This is a genomic window from Vibrio neonatus (genome assembly GCF_024346975.1).
GTDB classification, from domain to species: Bacteria; Pseudomonadota; Gammaproteobacteria; order Enterobacterales; family Vibrionaceae; genus Vibrio; species Vibrio neonatus.
In genome coordinates, this window is the sequence record NZ_AP024885.1 from 797,884 (window position 1) to 815,996 (window position 18,113).

At 44.1% G+C, this 18,113-nt stretch carries 19 protein-coding genes; 7 read left to right on the forward strand and 12 right to left on the reverse strand.

Translation table 11 applies throughout. The features are described from left to right. From OCU38_RS03790 to OCU38_RS03820, 7 genes are all read right to left on the reverse strand, one after another. A complete protein-coding gene (locus tag OCU38_RS03790) occupies nucleotides 1-360 on the reverse strand; it encodes an ApeI family dehydratase (protein ID WP_261823802.1) in 360 nt (119 codons plus the stop codon). Between the two features lie 82 nt (nucleotides 361-442). Beyond that, nucleotides 443-1,837 (reverse strand): AMP-binding protein, encoded by a 1,395-nt coding sequence (locus OCU38_RS03795; protein WP_261823803.1) that lies wholly within the window; start codon nucleotides 1,835-1,837, stop codon nucleotides 443-445. Beyond that, a complete protein-coding gene (locus OCU38_RS03800; protein ID WP_023402859.1) occupies nucleotides 1,834-2,403 on the reverse strand; it encodes a COG4648 family protein in 570 nt (189 codons plus the stop codon). The genes OCU38_RS03795 and OCU38_RS03800 overlap by 4 nt, the downstream gene beginning before the upstream one ends. Further along, a complete protein-coding gene (locus tag OCU38_RS03805) occupies nucleotides 2,403-2,660 on the reverse strand; it encodes an acyl carrier protein (protein ID WP_023402858.1) in 258 nt (85 codons plus the stop codon). Before OCU38_RS03805 ends, OCU38_RS03800 begins: the two co-directional genes overlap by 1 nt. 19 nt (nucleotides 2,661-2,679) lie before the next feature. Next, nucleotides 2,680-2,940, reverse strand: coding sequence for a phosphopantetheine-binding protein (locus OCU38_RS03810; RefSeq protein ID WP_261823804.1), 261 nt, complete (start codon nucleotides 2,938-2,940; stop codon nucleotides 2,680-2,682). 17 nt (nucleotides 2,941-2,957) lie between these two features. Continuing rightward, on the reverse strand, nucleotides 2,958-3,722 hold the full coding sequence (locus OCU38_RS03815) for a lysophospholipid acyltransferase family protein (RefSeq protein WP_261823805.1): 765 nt from the start codon (nucleotides 3,720-3,722) through the stop codon (nucleotides 2,958-2,960). After that, nucleotides 3,719-4,450: a beta-ketoacyl synthase chain length factor gene (locus OCU38_RS03820; RefSeq protein ID WP_261823806.1), complete on the reverse strand. Its 732-nt coding sequence runs from the start codon at nucleotides 4,448-4,450 to the stop codon at nucleotides 3,719-3,721. Before OCU38_RS03820 ends, OCU38_RS03815 begins: the two co-directional genes overlap by 4 nt. Nucleotides 4,451-4,760: 310 nt before the next feature. Here OCU38_RS03820 and OCU38_RS03825 point away from each other — a divergent pair, with 310 nt between their 5' ends. After that, entirely contained in the window at nucleotides 4,761-5,828 is a 1,068-nt protein-coding gene (locus OCU38_RS03825) for a class I SAM-dependent methyltransferase (RefSeq protein WP_261823807.1), read from the forward strand. Between the two features lie 105 nt (nucleotides 5,829-5,933). On the opposite strand, the gene OCU38_RS03830 is transcribed toward OCU38_RS03825, so the two are convergent. The 5 genes from OCU38_RS03830 to ugpB are packed head-to-tail and all read right to left on the reverse strand — an operon-like array spanning nucleotide 5,934 to nucleotide 10,960. Further along, nucleotides 5,934-6,764: an HAD-IIB family hydrolase gene (locus tag OCU38_RS03830; RefSeq protein ID WP_261823808.1), complete on the reverse strand. Its 831-nt coding sequence runs from the start codon at nucleotides 6,762-6,764 to the stop codon at nucleotides 5,934-5,936. Then, nucleotides 6,757-7,863, reverse strand: a complete 1,107-nt coding sequence (locus OCU38_RS03835; protein WP_261823809.1) for a sn-glycerol-3-phosphate import ATP-binding protein UgpC — start codon at nucleotides 7,861-7,863, stop codon at nucleotides 6,757-6,759. The genes OCU38_RS03830 and OCU38_RS03835 overlap by 8 nt, the downstream gene beginning before the upstream one ends. Before the next feature lie 3 nt (nucleotides 7,864-7,866). After that, nucleotides 7,867-8,715 (reverse strand): sn-glycerol-3-phosphate ABC transporter permease UgpE, encoded by an 849-nt coding sequence (gene ugpE / locus OCU38_RS03840; protein WP_261823810.1) that lies wholly within the window; start codon nucleotides 8,713-8,715, stop codon nucleotides 7,867-7,869. Then, nucleotides 8,715-9,596: a sn-glycerol-3-phosphate ABC transporter permease UgpA gene (ugpA, locus tag OCU38_RS03845; protein WP_261823811.1), complete on the reverse strand. Its 882-nt coding sequence runs from the start codon at nucleotides 9,594-9,596 to the stop codon at nucleotides 8,715-8,717. The genes ugpE and ugpA overlap by 1 nt, the downstream gene beginning before the upstream one ends. Nucleotides 9,597-9,652: 56 nt before the next feature. Continuing rightward, complete coding sequence (ugpB, locus tag OCU38_RS03850) at nucleotides 9,653-10,960, reverse strand: sn-glycerol-3-phosphate ABC transporter substrate-binding protein UgpB (RefSeq protein ID WP_152821700.1); 1,308 nt, start codon at nucleotides 10,958-10,960, stop codon at nucleotides 9,653-9,655. Between the two features lie 235 nt (nucleotides 10,961-11,195). On the opposite strand from ugpB, the gene OCU38_RS03855 reads away from it, so the two are divergent. From OCU38_RS03855 to OCU38_RS03880, 6 genes are all read left to right on the forward strand, one after another. After that, complete coding sequence (locus OCU38_RS03855; RefSeq protein ID WP_261823812.1) at nucleotides 11,196-11,951, forward strand: glycerophosphoryl diester phosphodiesterase; 756 nt, start codon at nucleotides 11,196-11,198, stop codon at nucleotides 11,949-11,951. Nucleotides 11,952-11,961: 10 nt separating this feature from the next. Further along, complete coding sequence (locus OCU38_RS03860) at nucleotides 11,962-12,738, forward strand: DeoR/GlpR family DNA-binding transcription regulator (protein ID WP_261823813.1); 777 nt, start codon at nucleotides 11,962-11,964, stop codon at nucleotides 12,736-12,738. A gap of 326 nt (nucleotides 12,739-13,064) precedes the next feature. Beyond that, nucleotides 13,065-14,321 (forward strand): imelysin family protein, encoded by a 1,257-nt coding sequence (locus tag OCU38_RS03865; RefSeq protein ID WP_261823814.1) that lies wholly within the window; start codon nucleotides 13,065-13,067, stop codon nucleotides 14,319-14,321. An 86-nt stretch (nucleotides 14,322-14,407) separates the two neighbouring features. Then, a complete protein-coding gene (locus OCU38_RS03870) occupies nucleotides 14,408-15,826 on the forward strand; it encodes a di-heme oxidoreductase family protein (RefSeq protein WP_261823815.1) in 1,419 nt (472 codons plus the stop codon). A 33-nt stretch (nucleotides 15,827-15,859) separates the two neighbouring features. Beyond that, nucleotides 15,860-16,909 carry an imelysin family protein gene (locus OCU38_RS03875; protein ID WP_261823816.1) on the forward strand — a complete coding sequence of 350 codons (1,050 nt, stop codon included), beginning with the start codon at nucleotides 15,860-15,862 and terminating at the stop codon, nucleotides 16,907-16,909. Next, on the forward strand, nucleotides 16,899-18,026 hold the full coding sequence (locus OCU38_RS03880) for a DUF1513 domain-containing protein (RefSeq protein WP_261823817.1): 1,128 nt from the start codon (nucleotides 16,899-16,901) through the stop codon (nucleotides 18,024-18,026). Before OCU38_RS03875 ends, OCU38_RS03880 begins: the two co-directional genes overlap by 11 nt. Nucleotides 18,027-18,113 lie beyond the last annotated feature (87 nt).

Here is an 18,113-nt window from a genome sequence, read left to right on the forward strand (position 1 = left end):
TTATTTTCCTAGCTTCATTTTTCCAGAGGAATGGACAACCAAAGATTCGCCCTGTTGCGAGCTGAATTTGAAGGTGAGTTTTTGCTTGTCATTATCCCAGCTCAAATCCAAAGTGACTTGTGCATCAGGCAAAATAGGCTCTTGAAACTTAATCACTTCCATCCCTTTAAATACAGAAGGCGTATTGAGGTATTCAACCGCATAAAACAGCGCCCAATCAATTTGACTGACCCCTGGCAATAAAGGGAAATGAGAAAAATGACCGCAAAAATCCAAGATGTCAGCATCAACTTTAAGCTGCAGTGTTGCTTGCGCGTCAGCACAATTCACATCAATGATGGTTGGTTTTCTTTTATGCATCTGCGTTACCTTACCCATTTCTTTGTCTGCGTCTTTTCTGCGTGCGTTTTATAGGTGTGCCATTGAGTCAGTTTGATATTACTCATGCTTGAAACAGCTTCTTAATTTCGTTTACTTGTCGTTTGCCTTGGCTGTTTAACGGGATTTCGTCAACTATGCGGTACTTACGCGGAATCGCTACCGGCTCTAACCAATCTCGCAGTGCTTTACGCAAAGCAATCCAAAATGGCCCTTTGCCAAGGCGTTGTACTTCTTTACGCCCTACATCGGTGAGCACGATGACCGCGCAAATGGTTAAACGCTGGTCGTCTTGCATTGGAATAGTGGCGCTTTCTTCAATCCAGTCTAGTTGATCTAAACGCTTTTCTAGCTCAACTAAAGAGATGCGTTTTTCTTCGATTTTGATGACGCGATCGGTTCGGCCTTTAAGATCAAAACTGCGCTGGTCACGGAACTGACATTCATCTGCGGTTTGATACCAATCGTCACCGGCAATATGCGGCGCACGTAAGCGTAAGCAGTTTTCACTATTGAGCTCAGCTTCAACGGTCGGAAATAACTGCCAAGCAGTGCTTGGAGTGTGTTGCTGGCGAAATGCAATGCCACCGGTTTCGGTGCTGCCAAACACTTCCATAGGCAGAGAGCCCAATAAAGCTTGGCTTAGTTTGGCGGCAGTTTCTGGTAAAGGCCCGCCAGAGGACACAATGCGGCGATATGGCGCGCTTTTCTGTTCAGCTGTTAAACGTTTTAGTAGCGCAGGGCTACTGATCAGCACTGAGTCTTTATCTGCGTGCTGGATAACCTGTTCTGGAAATTCTAAATTGTGCACCGCAAAAGGTCGGCCAGCGCAGAGCGGCCATAACAGACGAAACAACAATCCATAAATATGCAGGTGAGAGACGGTACTTTCGATGCGCGTGTTGGCTATATCTGCGCCCCAAAGAGACTCTAAAATAGCCACTTCATTATCCAGTTGGCTGAGTTTCTTTTCGATGGCTTTTGCAGCGCCACTAGAGCCAGATGTAAACAAAGTTACCTTGATTGAATCGAGATCCAGAGGTGCAAATGTGATTGGCTTAGCGGCTGTACTTTCTATAGAACGAGTCACTTCAAGCGCGTTCAAATCATCACTGACGGTGACATCGTTATCATGCAATAACAAGTCAAAGTGTTGGCTTAACTCTTTAAGTGCTTGGGTTTGATAGTTGCCCGGTAGTACCAATGATTTTTGGCTATAACAAGCGGCAAAAAAGCCCACTGCAAACAGGTAACTATTACCAAAGCATAAAGCGACGTTTTGCTCGCGGTGTTGCGCTAATCGCTCAGCATACAGCGCCACATCATGTTGAAACTCGTGCCACGTGATATGGGTGTGCTGATCGAAAGCCACTATATTATTACTAGCACGATTATTAGTAGCACGCTCTGTACAAAACAGGTGCGTAAGAGAAGAAAAGCTAGCTTGCTCTAGGTTCATTTTATCTTACGATCCTTTAGGAGAAACTGGCGAACAATCCACTCAATGGCGAATAATGATCCGGCAAGAATATAACTAATTAGCCCGTTGTAGAGCGTCCAAAGTTGCAGTGAATGAAAGCAGGTATAAAGTGCGAATAGTCCATTTGCAATAAAGAACAAACACCAAATCACGGTGACTTTTCGCGTGTAGTCCACCCCACTTTGAGGTAAGTCGGGGTCTTGCAGTCTGGCTAAGCGTTCAATAATGGTTTGTGGCTGTTTTAAGCTAGAAGCAAACACCACTAACATGCATAGATTGACTACAACGGGATAAAACGTTAGCCAACCGTGCTGCTTAAAAATGAGTCCTAATCCCACTAGAGTGATGCCGGTGACCGCACTAATTTGCGCCACGTATTTCAACTCTTTGAGCTTAGTTTTTTGAACACTGAGTAAACGCACTGCCAAAGCGAGGATCAATAGAATCCCCACGATGGAAAATCCAAACCTATCGATGCCAAAATACACGGCAAATGGATAGGCAAGTAACACCACAGCGGACAGAATTGTCAGCAATTGGCGCATTAGGCTTCCTTAAGAAGCTCAGCAACAGCGTTCACTACATCATCAACCGTACGTACTGCGCTAAATTCAGCCGGTTTGATTTTCTTGCCTGTTACATTTTGTAGGTGAACAACAAGATCAACCGCGTCGATGCTATCCAAATCGAGATCTGTGTATAAATGAGCGTCAGATACGATATCTGCTTCATCCAGTTCAAATAGCTCGACTAGGGCTTCTTTAACTTGATTAAATACCTGATCTTTACTTACGTCTGTCATGAGAGTCTATACCTACGGATTATTCGCTGATCTGTGAAGAGATGTAAGTGGCGAGATTGCTAACAGAAGCAAAGTGCTCGCGAGTATTAGTGTCATCTGCATCAATAATAATGTTGTATTTCTTTTTAATCGCAAGACCCAGTTCTAGGGCATCGATTGAATCTAAACCTAATCCATCACCAAAAAGTGGCGCTTCGGTTTCAATATCATCAATGGTTAAATCTTCAAGATTAAGAGCATCAATGATGAGTTGTTTAATTTCGTTGTGTAATTTTTCCACTGGGACCTACTTTATGGCTAATGATTATTAGGAAATATTATCTCAGTTAAATGCCGTTGCAAACGGCGGGCCGCAATTGTTGGCGACTCTGTTTGTTCGATAAAAGGTTGAACTTTAACTTTGTCTTTTACTTCAATACGAAAAAAAGGCTTATTTAACGGTACGTTATACCATTTTCCTTGTTTAGTAAGGAAGCTAGAAGAAACGGAAATATGCACTACACGCAAATCTCTTTGGGTGCGAATGGCAATTTGCGCCGCTCCTCTTTGTAACTTTGACGGAACTCCCGGTGTTGTTCTGGTCCCTTCAGGGAAGATAAGCAACACGTTGCTCTTATCAAATCGTTGTGTGCATCGTACCAGAAGATCGTCGGCGGTTTCATTTGGAATATAACCTGCCGCTTTTACTATGTGCTTCATAAAAGGGTTAGCCCAAATAGAAGACTTAACCAAGCAATCACAACGTTTGAGTTGCGATGCAATGAGCACATAATCAATAAGGCTAGGGTGGTTTGCAATAATCAGACAGTCTGAGTCCTGTTCTAATATATCCGCACCGATAATTTGATAATCAATGACGCCAGTAAACTTCATGAGTTTACAAAAGCCATTGAAAGAGCGCTGAATAACGCCCTGAACCTTATACTCTCTACGGGTTTGATTTTTAATAAATAAATGAATAACGGGGATGACTAAAAAGCTCAGCACTAGGCCGCCTAGTCCAAAGATCACAAAGCAGAATCCGGTAGCAAAAACACGCCAATAGCGGTCAAGTGTCTTCATGGTTTTTGATACCATTCCCATATTTGCTTCGATGATGTTATCGCCCAGTTATTGCTACTACCAAGAAAATGCTGAAGAAAGGTTAATGCTTGGGGCATTGATTGTTCTTCGGTGTCATTGCTCATTTGCTTGGTGATTGTGAATCTATCGCCATATGATACCACTAGCCCAAGCCCATAACCGTTGTAAACTTGGTTTTCATATTTGGAGTATGCATCGGGTAGAGGCTCATCGAAATCGACGATCAGTACTTTATGGGTCGGGTGACAAGTTAAATATAACCAAGCTTCAATAAGGGCACTGTGAAAGGTATTGCTTGAAGCGGCAATAGAGGTCAATGGAATGGGCTTCTTAGTGGCAATGGTGGCAAGCCCTGCTGCGGTATTGTGCACCGACTGTGAAAAAGCCATAGGTGAGGCTTCTTCGCCGCAGACGATATCATTAATCAGTTTTGCACTGCGATGCAGCTCTCCGTGACGGCTGGCAAACACGAGATATTGCACGTCATGCTCTGTGAGTAATTCAATGCTGGTTTGCACTGCAAGCTTACTTAAACTACTCATTCTGCGGCGCATCATTGGCGGTATTGCGGACGATACTATCGCACTGTCTTGTGGCCAAATGCCGGAATCTGCCCATTCTTGCCACTGGCTTTGCGTCGATATACCTGGCGCATAAGCATTCCATGCATCAATGTTGAATTGTAGTGTTAGATTATTCTTGAGCATATTTCTGTGCAGACTCTTGTATATAAAATCTTGATATGTAACGTTTAATATCGAGATCGTTGTTGCTGAAATGACTTAAAAAAGCGCATCAATAAAGAAATAAAAACCCTAAAAGTTTATTCCTGATTATTTTTGCAATAAGTATTTTCACTTAATGCTATACATTAACCCAATAAACTTGAAAGCAAAAGATGCTAATATCGCTCATAATTGTAATCGTTGAATGTAAGCTCAACGTCGACATCTAGAGAAAACTCTCTGCAACAGAACCTGCTCAGCGGGCACTCTAATTACATATAAAGGTTTATCTGTGTTAAATAAAGAACAAGACCCATATACCGCGCTAGAAGCGAAAACTGAAGCGCAAAAGTTATCCTTTGCTCCCATCGTATTTCATACTGCGAGAACATTGCGTGATTTAGGCATTTTGGCCGTGTTAGATAATGCAGGTGAACAAGGACTCAATGCTAAGCAAATTAGCCAGCAGTCTGATGTCTCTGAATATGGTGTTAAAGTTCTTCTGGATATGGCGGTTAGTGCCAATATCGTTACCTATAACAAGCCTAACTATATTATCGCGAACCTTGGTTTCTTCCTGCTACACGATGGCATGACCAAAGCGAATATGGATTTTACCGCTGACGTTTGTTACGCGGCGATGATGCATTTAACCGAAGCAATTGTAGAAGGCAAACCGGCAGGGCTTAAAGAGCTAGGCGATTGGGAAACCATCTATGAGGGATTATCTCGTCTACCAGAGCAAGCCAAGCAAAGCTGGTTTAACTTTGATCACTTCTACTCGGATCGTTCATTCCCGAAATTACTTGAAACGGTATTTGGTAATAAACCACAGAAAATTGCGGATATCGGTGGCAACACAGGTAAGTGGGCGTTGCAGTGCTGTAACTACGATCAAGACGTGAACGTTACTATTGTCGATTTGCCTCAACAACTTGAGATGGCAAAAATCAATGCCGAAAAGAATGGCTTTGCCGATCGCATTAATTTTTACCCGGCCAACATGCTCAACAAAGAGCAGACTCTGCCAGACAACATTGATACATGGTGGATGAGCCAGTTCTTAGATTGTTTCTCACCTATGGAAATTCTGAGTATTTTGAAGCGCGTGAAAAAGCAGCTTCGACCTGGTGATTCAATTTATATTCTGGAACTGTTCTGGGATGCACAAAAATACGAAGCAGCCGCATACAGCCTAAATGCCACTTCACTGTACTTCACCTGTTTAGCCAACGGTAATAGCCGTTTCTACCGCAGTGATGATTTCCTAGAAATTATCGAAGAAGCCGGCCTTGCGGTGGATGAGCGTATCGATAACATTGGCTTAGGTCATACACTGTTAAAATTGCAGGCGAAATAATCCGTTAATTTGCTCATAGTAATAGACAAAAGCCCCGCTGATTGTGATAAATCAGCGGGGCTTTATTATGTCTTACCAAAGATAAAAGTTAGCTAAGATAAAAAATTATCCAGCCACCACTTTTAGGGTTTGGCGTTTTGCATCCACAATTTTATTGGCTAATTCAGCAAAGCCAAATCCGCCATTTTCAGTCAGTAAGTGACTTGGTTTGCTGGTCAACTGATCTAACACCTTGTGAATATTGTTGACGCCAAAGGTTGTTGGAAGCCATTGAAACATGGCTTCATCGTTTTGTGAGTCGCCCACATAACTGATGCGCTGTAGCGGTAAATCTTCAAAGATGCTGTTTGCCCTCAAATAGGCTTCACCAGTGACACGCTTGCTATGCTCTCCTAACCACACATTGAGATGGATAGAGCTTAGCGTGGCGTGCACCGCTTGTCCGTCAATGCTTAGCCCGCGACATTTCATCATTAGCTGTTGCGCAACCTCATCGCTGACAGGCTCTCGGTCTTGACTAAGATTGATCGCAATATCGCAGTAGCGAAACGGCTGATCAGAGGCAAAACCAATATCATCATACTGCGCTAAAAGCTGTTCTAGCTGGTGCTTTAGCTTAGCTTGTTGCTGCTGCATTTCCTGCATAGGCAGTGCAGAGTGAACGCTAAAGTCCGTGGCATTTTTTTGCATCCAAAATGCGCCATTTTCGCCGATTACGCCATGTACCGGCCATAATTTTGCAATTTGGTCACACCAACCAGCGCAAGCGCCGGTTACTGCTACAACCTTAACCCCGACTTGCTGTAAGTCGTACAGGGCTTTTAGCGTGACATCGGGAAGTTTGCCTTCCCATGTCAGAGTATCGTCTACATCGGTTAACAACCATTCAATATCGCGGAGGCGATCAAGATTAATGGTGTTGATTGGGTCAAGCATTTACAGCCTCTTTCTCTTGCGAAGCGACACATTCAAAATCAAAACGCGCTTCACTTTGGGTATCAAATAGGTGGATAGATTCATTATCAAAGTCTAGACCAATGATGTCATCAGGCTGAATGGTTTCATGACCATCGACACGAACAACCAAGTTTTGTGGGTGCGCATCTAGGGTGTGGCAGTACAATAATAAATCAGCGCCAAGTGCTTCAATTAATTCCACTTTTACGCTAAATCTTGGGTTGTGTTTTTCCAGCAATAAATGCTCAGGACGCAGCCCAACTTTAATCACACCATACGGCAGGCCTTGGCTGTTGATTGGCAAAATAGTTTCGCCAATATGAATGCCCAGTTCGCTAATGTTCGCGTTTAAGATATTCATTGCCGGAGAGCCCATAAAGGTCGCTACAAACAGTGACGCAGGCTTTTGATAGATTTCAAGCGGTGAACCTACTTGCTCGACATTACCTTGATTTAGCACCACTAGCTTATCGGCCAGTGTCATCGCTTCAACCTGATCGTGGGTAACGTACACAGATGTAGTGTTTAGGTTACGTTGCAGTCGCTTGATCTCTAGGCGCATCTGTACGCGCAATTTAGCGTCAAGGTTTGATAACGGCTCATCAAATAAAAATACTTTTGGCTTACGCACAATAGCGCGTCCCATTGCCACACGCTGACGTTGACCACCAGAGAGTTGCTTAGGCTTACGGTCTAATAGATGAGACAGCTCAAGCATTTCAGCGGCTTGATTGACCAGCTTTTCAATCTCAGCTTTTGGCGTTTTACGGTTACGTAGGCCATACGCCATGTTATTAAATACCGACATATGTGGATACAGAGCGTAGTTCTGGAACACCATTGCAATATCACGTTCGCTTGGCTCGTGATCGTTGACGATTTTGTCATCAATTTTTAGCTCGCCGCTGGAGATCTCTTCTAGACCTGCAATCATACGCAGTAGCGTTGATTTACCACAGCCACTTGGGCCAACTAAGACCACCATTTCGCCGTCTTGGATGTTTAAATTAAGTTTTTGAATCGCTTGGTATCCATTTGGGTAGCACTTAGCGATATTTGAAAGAGTTAGGGTAGACATAAATTATTTCTCCGAATCCACAAGGCCTTTGACGAATGCTTTTTGCATCCCGATAACCACGATGACAGGGGGTAGCATGGCAATAATGGTGGTCGCCATGATCTTGTTCCACTCAATCACGCCATCGACAACGCCAAGCATCTGCTTGATGCCCATTACAATGGTGTAATAGCTAGTGTCTGTGGTGATGAGCAAAGGCCAAAGGTATTGGTTCCACCCATAAATAAAGGTGATTACAAATAGAGCCGCAATGTTGGTGCGCGATAGTGGCAATAAAATATCAAAAAAGAACTTCATTGGGCCTGCGCCATCAATGCGCGCCGCTTCGACCAGTTCTTTAGGCACAGTTAAGAAAAACTGCCTAAACAAGAAAGTCGCGGTCGCACTGGCAATCAAAGGAATAGTCAAACCATAGTATGAGTTCAACATATTAAGGTTAGTGATTACCTCAAAGGTGGGCATGATGCGTACTTCTACTGGCAGCATTAAGGTGAAAAAGATCATCCAAAACGCCAGCATACGGCCACGAAATTCAAAAAATACCACCGCATAAGCAGACAAAATTGAAATGGTCAGCTTACCGATAGTGATGCACATCGCCATGATAAATGAGTTGAGTAGCATCTGCGGGATCGGCAGGGCGCTGTTGTTGTGTACGCCAGTACCCGACAGTAAATCTACAAACACGCTCAAGCCAAGGTCGCCAAACCACAACGGTGTGCCGGTCGCAAATGCCGCATTTGGATGGGTGGTTGCCACTAAAGCAATCCATACTGGTAAGGCGATGGCCAAAATACCGAGGATCAGTACCAAATGACAAACGAGTTTAAATAAAGGGCGTCGTTCTACCATTAGTAAGCCACCTTCTTCTCTACATATTTAAATTGAATGACAGTCAGTAGCGCCACTAAGATCATCAACACCACGGACTGAGCGGCCGATGAACCAAGATCAAGACCGATAAAGCCATCGTTATACACTTTGTACACTAGCGTTGAGGTACTGTTGCTTGGACCGCCTTGGGTCATGGCATGGATAACCGCAAAAGTATCAAAGAAGGCGTACACAAAGTTCACTACCAATAGGAAGAAGCTGGTCGGTGAAATCAGTGGGAAACTGATGGTGAGAAAACGCTTAATCGGGCCACTACCGTCGATAGCCGCAGCTTCATGCAGTGACTTAGGAACTGATTGCAACGCCGCTAGGAAAAACAAAAAGTTGTAGCTGATTTGCTTCCAAGTAGAAGTAATTACCACCATCCACATGGCGTGAGTGCCATTAAGGGTAGGGTTCCAATTCACGTTAAACAGATTCAGAACTTCACTGACTGCGCCAATAGTAGGATCAAACAGAAATAGCCACAAAGAACCGGCAACCACTGGGGCAACCGCGTACGGCCAAATCAAAAAAGTGCGATAAAACGTTGCGCCGCGCATGATTTGCTCGGCAAAAGCGGCCAGTATCAATGCACTGACAAGGGCGAGTACAGCAACGCTGATGCTGAACTGCATGGTGGTAAGAAAAGAGCTTAAATAGAGCTTATCACTAAATAAATTCAAGAAGTTTTCCAATCCCACGAACTCACGACTGATACCAAAGGCATCTTCTAACTGAGTAGATTGGAAAACTGCCTGACCTGCTGGCCAGATAAAAAACACCAGAGTGATAACCAATTGCGGCGCAATAAGCGCAACGGGTAACCATTTGTGTTTAAAAACAACTTGTGAAGACATATAAAAATCCAATAAATGCCACCTGACCTTTAATTAAGATCAGGTGGCGAGATAGGTTACTTTTGCGTACGTTCGAAGCGACGTAGTTGTTGGTCACCACGTTGAACCGCCGTGTTTAGTGCTGTAGTCGCTGATTTACGACCTGCCCAAACTGCTTCTAGTTCTTCGTTGATGATGTCACGAGTTTGTAGGAAGTTACCAAAGCGGATGCCTTTAGAGTTTTCCGTTGGCGCAGTTTCTGTCATTTGGATAACAGCGGTATCTGTACCAGGGTGAGACTTGTAGAAGCCTTCTTTCTTAGTCAACTCGTAAGCGTCTTGAGTGATTGGCAAGTAGCCAGTGCCTTTGTGCCACTCTGACTGTACTTCAGGGCTAGATAGGTAAGTAAAGAACTTAGCTACGCCTTTGTATTCTTCGCTTGAGTGACCACGAAGAACCCAAAGAGATGCGCCACCGATGATGGTATTTTGTGGTGTTTTTACTAGAGTGTCGTCGTAAGGAAGTTGTGCAACACCTACGTTAATACCTTGCATGTTTTCTTGAATGCCCGCTAGACCAGCAGAAGAGCCCATGGTCATCGCACATTCGCCAGTGTAGAACAATGGCATACCGTCAGATTGGCGACCGCCGTACTTAAATACGCCTTCTTTAGACCATTTCGCCATTTGATCGATGTGTTTAACAAATGGTTCAGAGTTAAAGGTGTACTCAGTGTCAAAGCCATCAAATCCATTTTGCTTAGTAGCAACAGGAACGTTGTTACGTGCACCAAAGTTTTCGATTTGAACCCATGATTGCCACGTTGTGGTGAAACCACATTTAGCGCCAGACTTCATCAGTTTAAGAGACGTTTCTTCCATCTCTTTCCATGTTTTCGGCGCTTCTTTGATGCCCGCTTTCGCAAACATGTCTTGGTTGTAGTACATCACAGGAGTTGAGCTGTTGAACGGCATTGATAACATTTTGCCGTCTTTAGTGGTGTAGTAACCTGTTACTGCTGGTAGGTAGTCACTAGAGTCGAACTGCTCTTTAGTGTCTTGCATCAATTGGTAAACAGGGTAAATTGCCTGCTCTGCACCCATCATTGTCGCAGTGCCCACTTCGAATACCTGAACGATAGCTGGCTGCTCTTTAGCACGGAACGCAGCAATTGCGCTGGTCATCGTTTCTGCGTAGCTACCTTTAAATACAGGTTTGATTTCATACTCAGACTGGCTGGCATTAAAGTCAGTAGCAATTGCGTTAACTTTCTCACCAAGAGCACCACCCATCGCGTGCCACCATTCAACTTCCGTCTTTGCGTGAGCTTGGGCACTAAGAAGCGCTGTTGCTAGTACTGCGCCAGTAAAGCGTGTAATCGACATATTCGTTCCTTTAAATTTAAGTTTGGGTAATAGAAAAATGAACTCGATGGTCCATGTTCATTTGTATTCATATTTCTTTGTTTGCGTTCAAGTGAAAGTTAAATGAGAAAGATGACGTTTGGATTACAGATAAATGAACTTAATTGAACATTTGATTTGTATAAGTGGTGACATTTTTTTGTCATATTTGCCTGACATTCTTTAGGCAATTCAGGTGGATATGGAATGAGAGTGAATGTCTAGTATTTTGAAGACAGAGGGTATTTTAAACACTATGGCGCATCGTGGCATTTCAAGCCAAGCACCAGAGAATACGTTAGCAGCGTTTATACTTGCGGTAGATGCAGGCTGTCAGTGGATAGAAATCGATGTGCAGTTGTCCAGTGATGGCATACCTATGGTCATCCATGATGATACGGTTAACCGATGCACTAATGGTTGTGGCAAAGTGGCTGAAATGACCTTATCGCAATTGAAAAAATTGGATGCGGGTCTGTGGTTTAATGATAAATATAGGGATGAGCCTATTCCGACTTTGTTGGAAACATTAGACTTTGTGCAGCGCACTCAAACAAAGCTCAACATTGAACTTAAAGTATATCCGCAAGACGATATTGCACTGTTGTGCGCTAAAGTGGCGCAAGTCATTATTGCCTCAGGTATTGCTGCAGATCAGATCTTATTTTCCAGTTTTTCTACTCAAGCATTAGTTGAGATGCAGGATCTATTGCCACAGGTACGCCGAGGGCAACTATGGCAGAAAATCCCTCTCAATGCGTTTGATATTCTACGTGATATCAACGCCTACAGCGTACATTGTGACTATCGCTTTTTAACCTCAGCCACGGCGCAACAGATCAAGCAGTTTGATTATCAGTTGTATTGTTACACGCCTAATTTCCCTGAGCTGGTGGAAGATTATTGGCATTGGGGCGTGGATATGATGATCACTGATATTCCGCAAGCGTACGTCGCCTTAGAAAATGTTTGAGCGTAATGCCATGCACAATATAAGTCTTCGTCAGCAACAAGTCATCGATCTGATCTCAGCCCAAGAATATTGCAGCATTGATGAACTTTCGGAACATTTTGGCGTAACCACTCAAACAATACGCCGTGATATTAATAAGCTGTGTAGCCTACGCTTAGCACAGCGTCATCACGGTGGTGTGAGCTTGCCAAGCACCTTGGTTAATCGCAGCTTTCTATCACGAAGCACGACCAATCAAGATGAAAAACGAGCGGTAGCCGCCGAGGTGGTCAAACAGATCCCTGACGGATGTACTTTGTTTTTAGGCATTGGCACCACGATTGCTTTAATTGCAGAGCAATTGGTCAACCATAATCAATTGCGAGTCGTCACCAATAACTTTCAAGCGGCGCATATTTTGTCACAGTATGATCATATCGAAATATGGTTAGCGGGGGGTAAATTGCGTACTCGCGATGGCGATATTATTGGTGATGGAGTGGGACAGTTTTTTGATAAATTCAGCGCCGATATTGGCATTATTAGCTGTGCGGCCATTAGTGAAATTCAGCAATTAGATGGTCCTCAAGACTTGTGTGCATCTAGCAATGATGAAGCAGTATTCAACGAGTACGCAATGGAACATGAGCTGGGTGAAGCGCAGACCAGTCAAGCTATTCTCATCGGTTCTAAACAGAAATGGCTAGTGGCAAATTCCAGTAAATGGCATAGAAAAGCCAATGCAAAAGTGGCGAACTTAACTCAATTTGATCGAGTCTTCGGGGGAAAAACACTTAGCTCGAATTGAGTCATCGAAATCGATAATCTCTATTGAGATCTCATCTATATCGTTTCATTTTTACCAGCATTTTTGGCACTAAAAATGCTGGTTTTTTTATTTAAAATCTTCCTTACTTTGTCTCATATTTACCTTTGTTAGTCCCTCTGTTGTACCTGTCACAAGCGCTTAAATAAGCATAATTAAAAGTCCACTTATATCTTGTGGTTATTACCAAGCGTGAAAATTATGTAAAAAAATGTTTGTAACAAAAGGTGAAAATCACGTACATTGTGTGAATGAAAACGATTATCAAACGCAACCGCATTAACATCAGGTAAGGGATTTACAACATTATGCAACAGAAACCTATTTTTTCAGCTGTGGCCGCAGTGGCTTTATTGAGCAGTCCATTGTCAGCAAAAGAAGTGACAGAACAACAAGTTGTTACTCATTATGCGGATGTAGCGCACTCGGTTTATTTTGATTCATTGGCAACGGCAAAAATTCTAAATAATAGCATTGAGCAATTTATTGCTAAGCCGTCAGAGGCCAGTTTTAAGCAAGTAAAACAAGCCTGGCTAAATGCGCGAGTGCCATACCAACAATCAGAAGTATTCCGTTTTGGTAATCCGGTAGTGGATGACTGGGAAGGGCAACTTAATGCATGGCCGCTAGATGAAGGCTTAATTGACTACGTTGCTGCAGGTTACCAATTTGAAATGGGTAACGATGGCGCAACGGCAAATATTGTCGCGAACAGCGAGCTGATTATCGGCAATACAAAGGTGGATACGGCAACCATCACTCCACAATTAATCGCCAGTCTTAATGAGCTTGGTGGTTCAGAGGCTAACGTGGCTTCGGGTTATCACGCCATTGAGTTCTTGTTGTGGGGCCAAGATTTAAACGGCACCAATAGCGGTGCAGGTGAACGCAGTTATACCGATTATGTGGTGGGTGAGGGCTGTACAAATAATAACTGTGACCGTCGCGGGCAGTACTTGCAGGCAACGGCGCAACTATTGGTTGAAGATTTACAGTGGATGGAAAAGCAGTGGTCTGCGGATAGCAAAGACAATTATCGCCAAACCTTGCTTAGTGAGCCATCTGCAAACGGTTTACGCCGAATGCTGTTTGGCATGGGGTCGCTTTCTTTAGGTGAGTTAGCGGGAGAAAGAATGAAAGTGGCATTAGAAGCGGGTTCAACAGAAGATGAGCACGACTGTTTTTCTGATAACACGCACAACTCTCATTACTACAACGAGCAAGGGATCTACAACGTGTATACGGGCACTTACACTCGTACCGACGGTAAAAAAATTGCAGGACCAAGTATTGCCGATTTGGTGAAACAAAAAGATGCCAAAGCAGCACAACAGATCCAGCAACAGTTTGATATCTCCATTGCCCAAGTCGGTAAGCTGGTGGATTCTGCAGAAAATAAAGGTCAGCACTTTGATCAACTGATTGCTTCTAACAACAAAGCGGGTCAACAGCTGGTGCAAGACACGATTCAATCTCTGGTTGAGCAAACCAAAGCCATTGAAAAAAGCGCCACTATCATTGGCATTACAAGTTTGAATCCAGATACAGCTGATCATCAGTTTTAAGTAAAAGGAAAATAAAAGGAGGCGAATGCTCGCCTCCTTTTGCCGTTTTTCACGTTTGTGTTTGTAAAAATCGATAATGGAATATCATGTTTAAAAGCTTTCGTCGTATTTTGGTTGTTATTAGTTGTTTCGCTAGCTTATTTATCTTTACCTTTGACGCTGCGGCCTATGATGTGCGATCTGGTGGCGCTACTACTGTCAAAAAAGAAGGAGCGAATGCTTTTTCTTTACCTGCCGCTAATTTACCTATCTCTAAGCGTCTTGATTTTAGTGTCGGGAACAGTTTTTTTCGTAACCCTTGGATTCCGGCTCCAGCTACAACCGAAGCCCGTGATGGTTTAGGGCCGCTTTTTAATACGAACGGCTGTCAAAATTGTCATGTCAAAGATGGTCGCGGACATCCGCCAGAAGAAAACGATTTGCATGCGGTTTCTATGCTCATCAGGCTGAGTATTCCTGCGGTAACGGATAAGCAAAAACAGCTGTTGCTGACTCAGGGTTCAATTCCAGAGCCAATTTATGGCGGACAACTGCAAGACTTTGCAGTAACCGGTCACCCTGCTGAAGGCAAAATCAACATACATTATCAAACCCAAGCGGTGAGCTTTGCTGATGGCACAGTGGTGAATTTGCGTAAGCCAACAGTCTCGATTTCAAACCTAAATTATGGCCCTATGGCAAAGGACACCATGTTGTCTGCGCGCGTTACCCCGCCAATGATAGGGTTAGGCTTGCTCGAAGCGATTCCTGAATCGACTATTCTGGCGTGGCAAGATATTAATGATGAGGATGGCGATGGTATTTCAGGTAAAGCCAATCAGGTATGGAGTGTAGAACAGCAAAAAACCGTATTAGGTCGCTTTGGTTGGAAGGCGGGACAGCCCAGTTTAATGCAGCAAAATGCGGCCGCTTTTAATGGCGATCTGGGCATTACCAGCCGACTTTTCCCCAGCGAAAATTGCACTGCAAAGCAATCTATTTGTGATGAACTGCCTAATGGCAATGGTAATAGCGGTGAGTTTGAAGTCAGCGATAAAATTCTCGATTTTGTGGAGTTCTATTCTCAGCATCTTGCCGTGCCATCGCGTCGAAATTTAGATAGCTTGCAAGTTCAGCAAGGTGAGGCGTTGTTTGCTAAAGCAGGCTGTGACTCTTGCCATAAACCGAGCGTGATTACCGCTGATGTGCCAGAGTTTCCTGCATTATCAAAGCAGCGTATTAGCCCCTATACCGATTTATTGTTGCACGACATGGGCGAAGGGTTAGCCGATAACCGAGGTGAATTTACAGCCAATGGTCAAGAGTGGCGCACGCCACCTTTGTGGGGGATTGGTTATACCCAAGAGGTTAATGGACACACTTACTTCTTACATGATGGCCGAGCACGAAATCTGTTAGAGGCGGTGCTGTGGCATGGCGGCGAAGCAAAGTCTGCTCAGCAATATGTGTTGAATTTAGATAAGCCACAAAGAGAAGCGTTATTAGCGTTTTTAAACTCGTTGTAACGGATAAGTGGTAATGCAGTAAGGAACACTTCAATGACATTATTTTCGTACAAACACCTGCTTTATATGACGCCACTGCTGTGGGGGTGTCAAATGATGCCCAACTCAGTACAAAGCCCAGTAGAAAAATTGGCAGATACGAACTGGGATTCAAAAAATGCCGTGTATGAGATAGAAAAAGCATCAGCCGCTAGGTTTTATCGCAATACGCAGAGCTTATCGCATGCTCTAACGAACTATTGTGCATCAGAGCAAGATTCAAAGGCTGAAGTGAAGCAGGCTTGGTCGACAGTTATGCATTCTTGGATGGCACTGCAAGGGCAAGAGCGCGGTCCGCAACAAGCGTTGGATTTAAATTGGAATATCCAGTTTTGGCCGGATAAGAAAAACACCCTTGGCCGAAAAATGTCTGAACTGCTCGGCGATTCACAAGTGTGGGATAGCCAAGGGATTGCAGAACAAAGCGTGACAGTGCAAGGGGTAGGCGCTATTGAGTGGCTACTCTATGATGAGGCTTCTGATCTGGCGACAAACTCGACTACGTGTCAAACCGCCATCGCCATTGGGCAAACTTTGCAAAGTCATGCGCTGGCGATAAATGAGGGTTGGCAAAGCAATCCTTGGCTTGAGCTAAGCGCGCAGCAATGGCGCTCTGAATACGTATCACTATTGTCCAATCAACTTGATTATTCGATGAAAAAGCTGAGCCGACCTTTGGCTAAAATTGGTCAGCCTAAGCCCTATTTCGCGGAATCTTGGCGGGCAAAACGGTCGATGACTCAGCTTAAATACAATGTTCAAGCACTGCAAAAGCTGTATTTTGCCGATGGACGAGGCTTAGATAAGTTACTTCGCGACAACGGCAGTACGCAGGTTGCTGACAGTATTGGTCAGCAGTTTGCTAATGTGCTTGCGAGTTGGCCGCAACAGCAAAGTGTGTTTGATTTATTGCAAACTAAACAGGGTTATCGGGTGGTGCTCAATCAGTACCATAAATTGGAGCACCTAAAATATCTATTGGATGAAAACGCTGCGGTAGAGCTTGGCATTGTTATAGGATTTAACGCAACCGATGGCGATTAATGACTCACGCCGCACTTTGCTTAAAGGCCTACTCTGCGCGGGAGTGTCGCCTTATTTTGCGTCTGGTTGCTCAACAGCAGGCAGTTCATCAGCGGGTAGTTCAACAGCATCTAAGCCCACTTTTATTGGCTGTGCGACTAACCATCGTCATCATTTTATGGCGGTGATCGCCGATCAGTATGGGCAACCTATTCATCAATTCCCCCTTGCTGAGCGCGGGCATGGTAGCGCGGTGAATACAGCGCGCCAGCACGTGACGGTGTTTTCACGGCGTCCGGGACAGTATTTTCAGGTATACAACTACCTAACGGGCGAGAGCGTTCAGATAAAATTAGCCTCTAACAACCGTTACTTTTATGGGCATGGCGTGTATTCACCTGATTCTCGTTGGCTGTACGCTACTGAAGGAGAGGTGGGTAGTAGTCGCGGAATCATAGGTGTTTATGACGCAGAGCATCAATATCAAAAAGTGGCCGAATTTAGCGGCTTTGGTATTGGGCCCCATGAAATCATACAGCTAGATAACGATGTGTTGGTTGTGGCGGTAGGTGGCATTCAAACCAATGGGCGAGAGCCGATAAATCTTGCCAGTATGCAGCCATCTCTGTGCTATTTATCAGCCAAGGGCGAACTGCTAGAACAGCTGTTTTTGGCTGATCATCAACTGAGTATTCGTCATTTAAGTAAAGGGAAAGGTTCGGTGTATTGCGCCTTGCAAAATAAAGGCGATCTTAGTGAGCATCCGGCGCTTATTTATAGGCACTCTTTAGGGCAATATGATGCAACTAAAAGAGCCGAAAATCTGACGCCATTACAGGCCACGCCTGAGCAATGGGCAAGGTTTAACAACTATATTGGTAGCATTGCTACTACTGATGAATGGGTCATTGCCACCTCACCTAGAGGTAATTGTTATGGCGTTTGGGCGCAAAAAAGTGGAAAGTTGTTGCAGTTATCCAGTTTATCCGATGCCTCTGGAGTTAGCGCTAGTAGTGATTCTTTTGCGGTCAGTTCTGGTTCAGGCTCCGCTGTTATGCAGTTGCTACATAATGGAAAAATAACTAGTAATCAAATGGTTACGCCACTATTTTGGGATAATCATTGGAGTCGAATATAATTTAAAACCGTTTTTGCAAAATCACACAATATCAATTGCCTAGCACAAAAGCCGCCTATTAAAAAGGAACATCTAATAACTTATCGT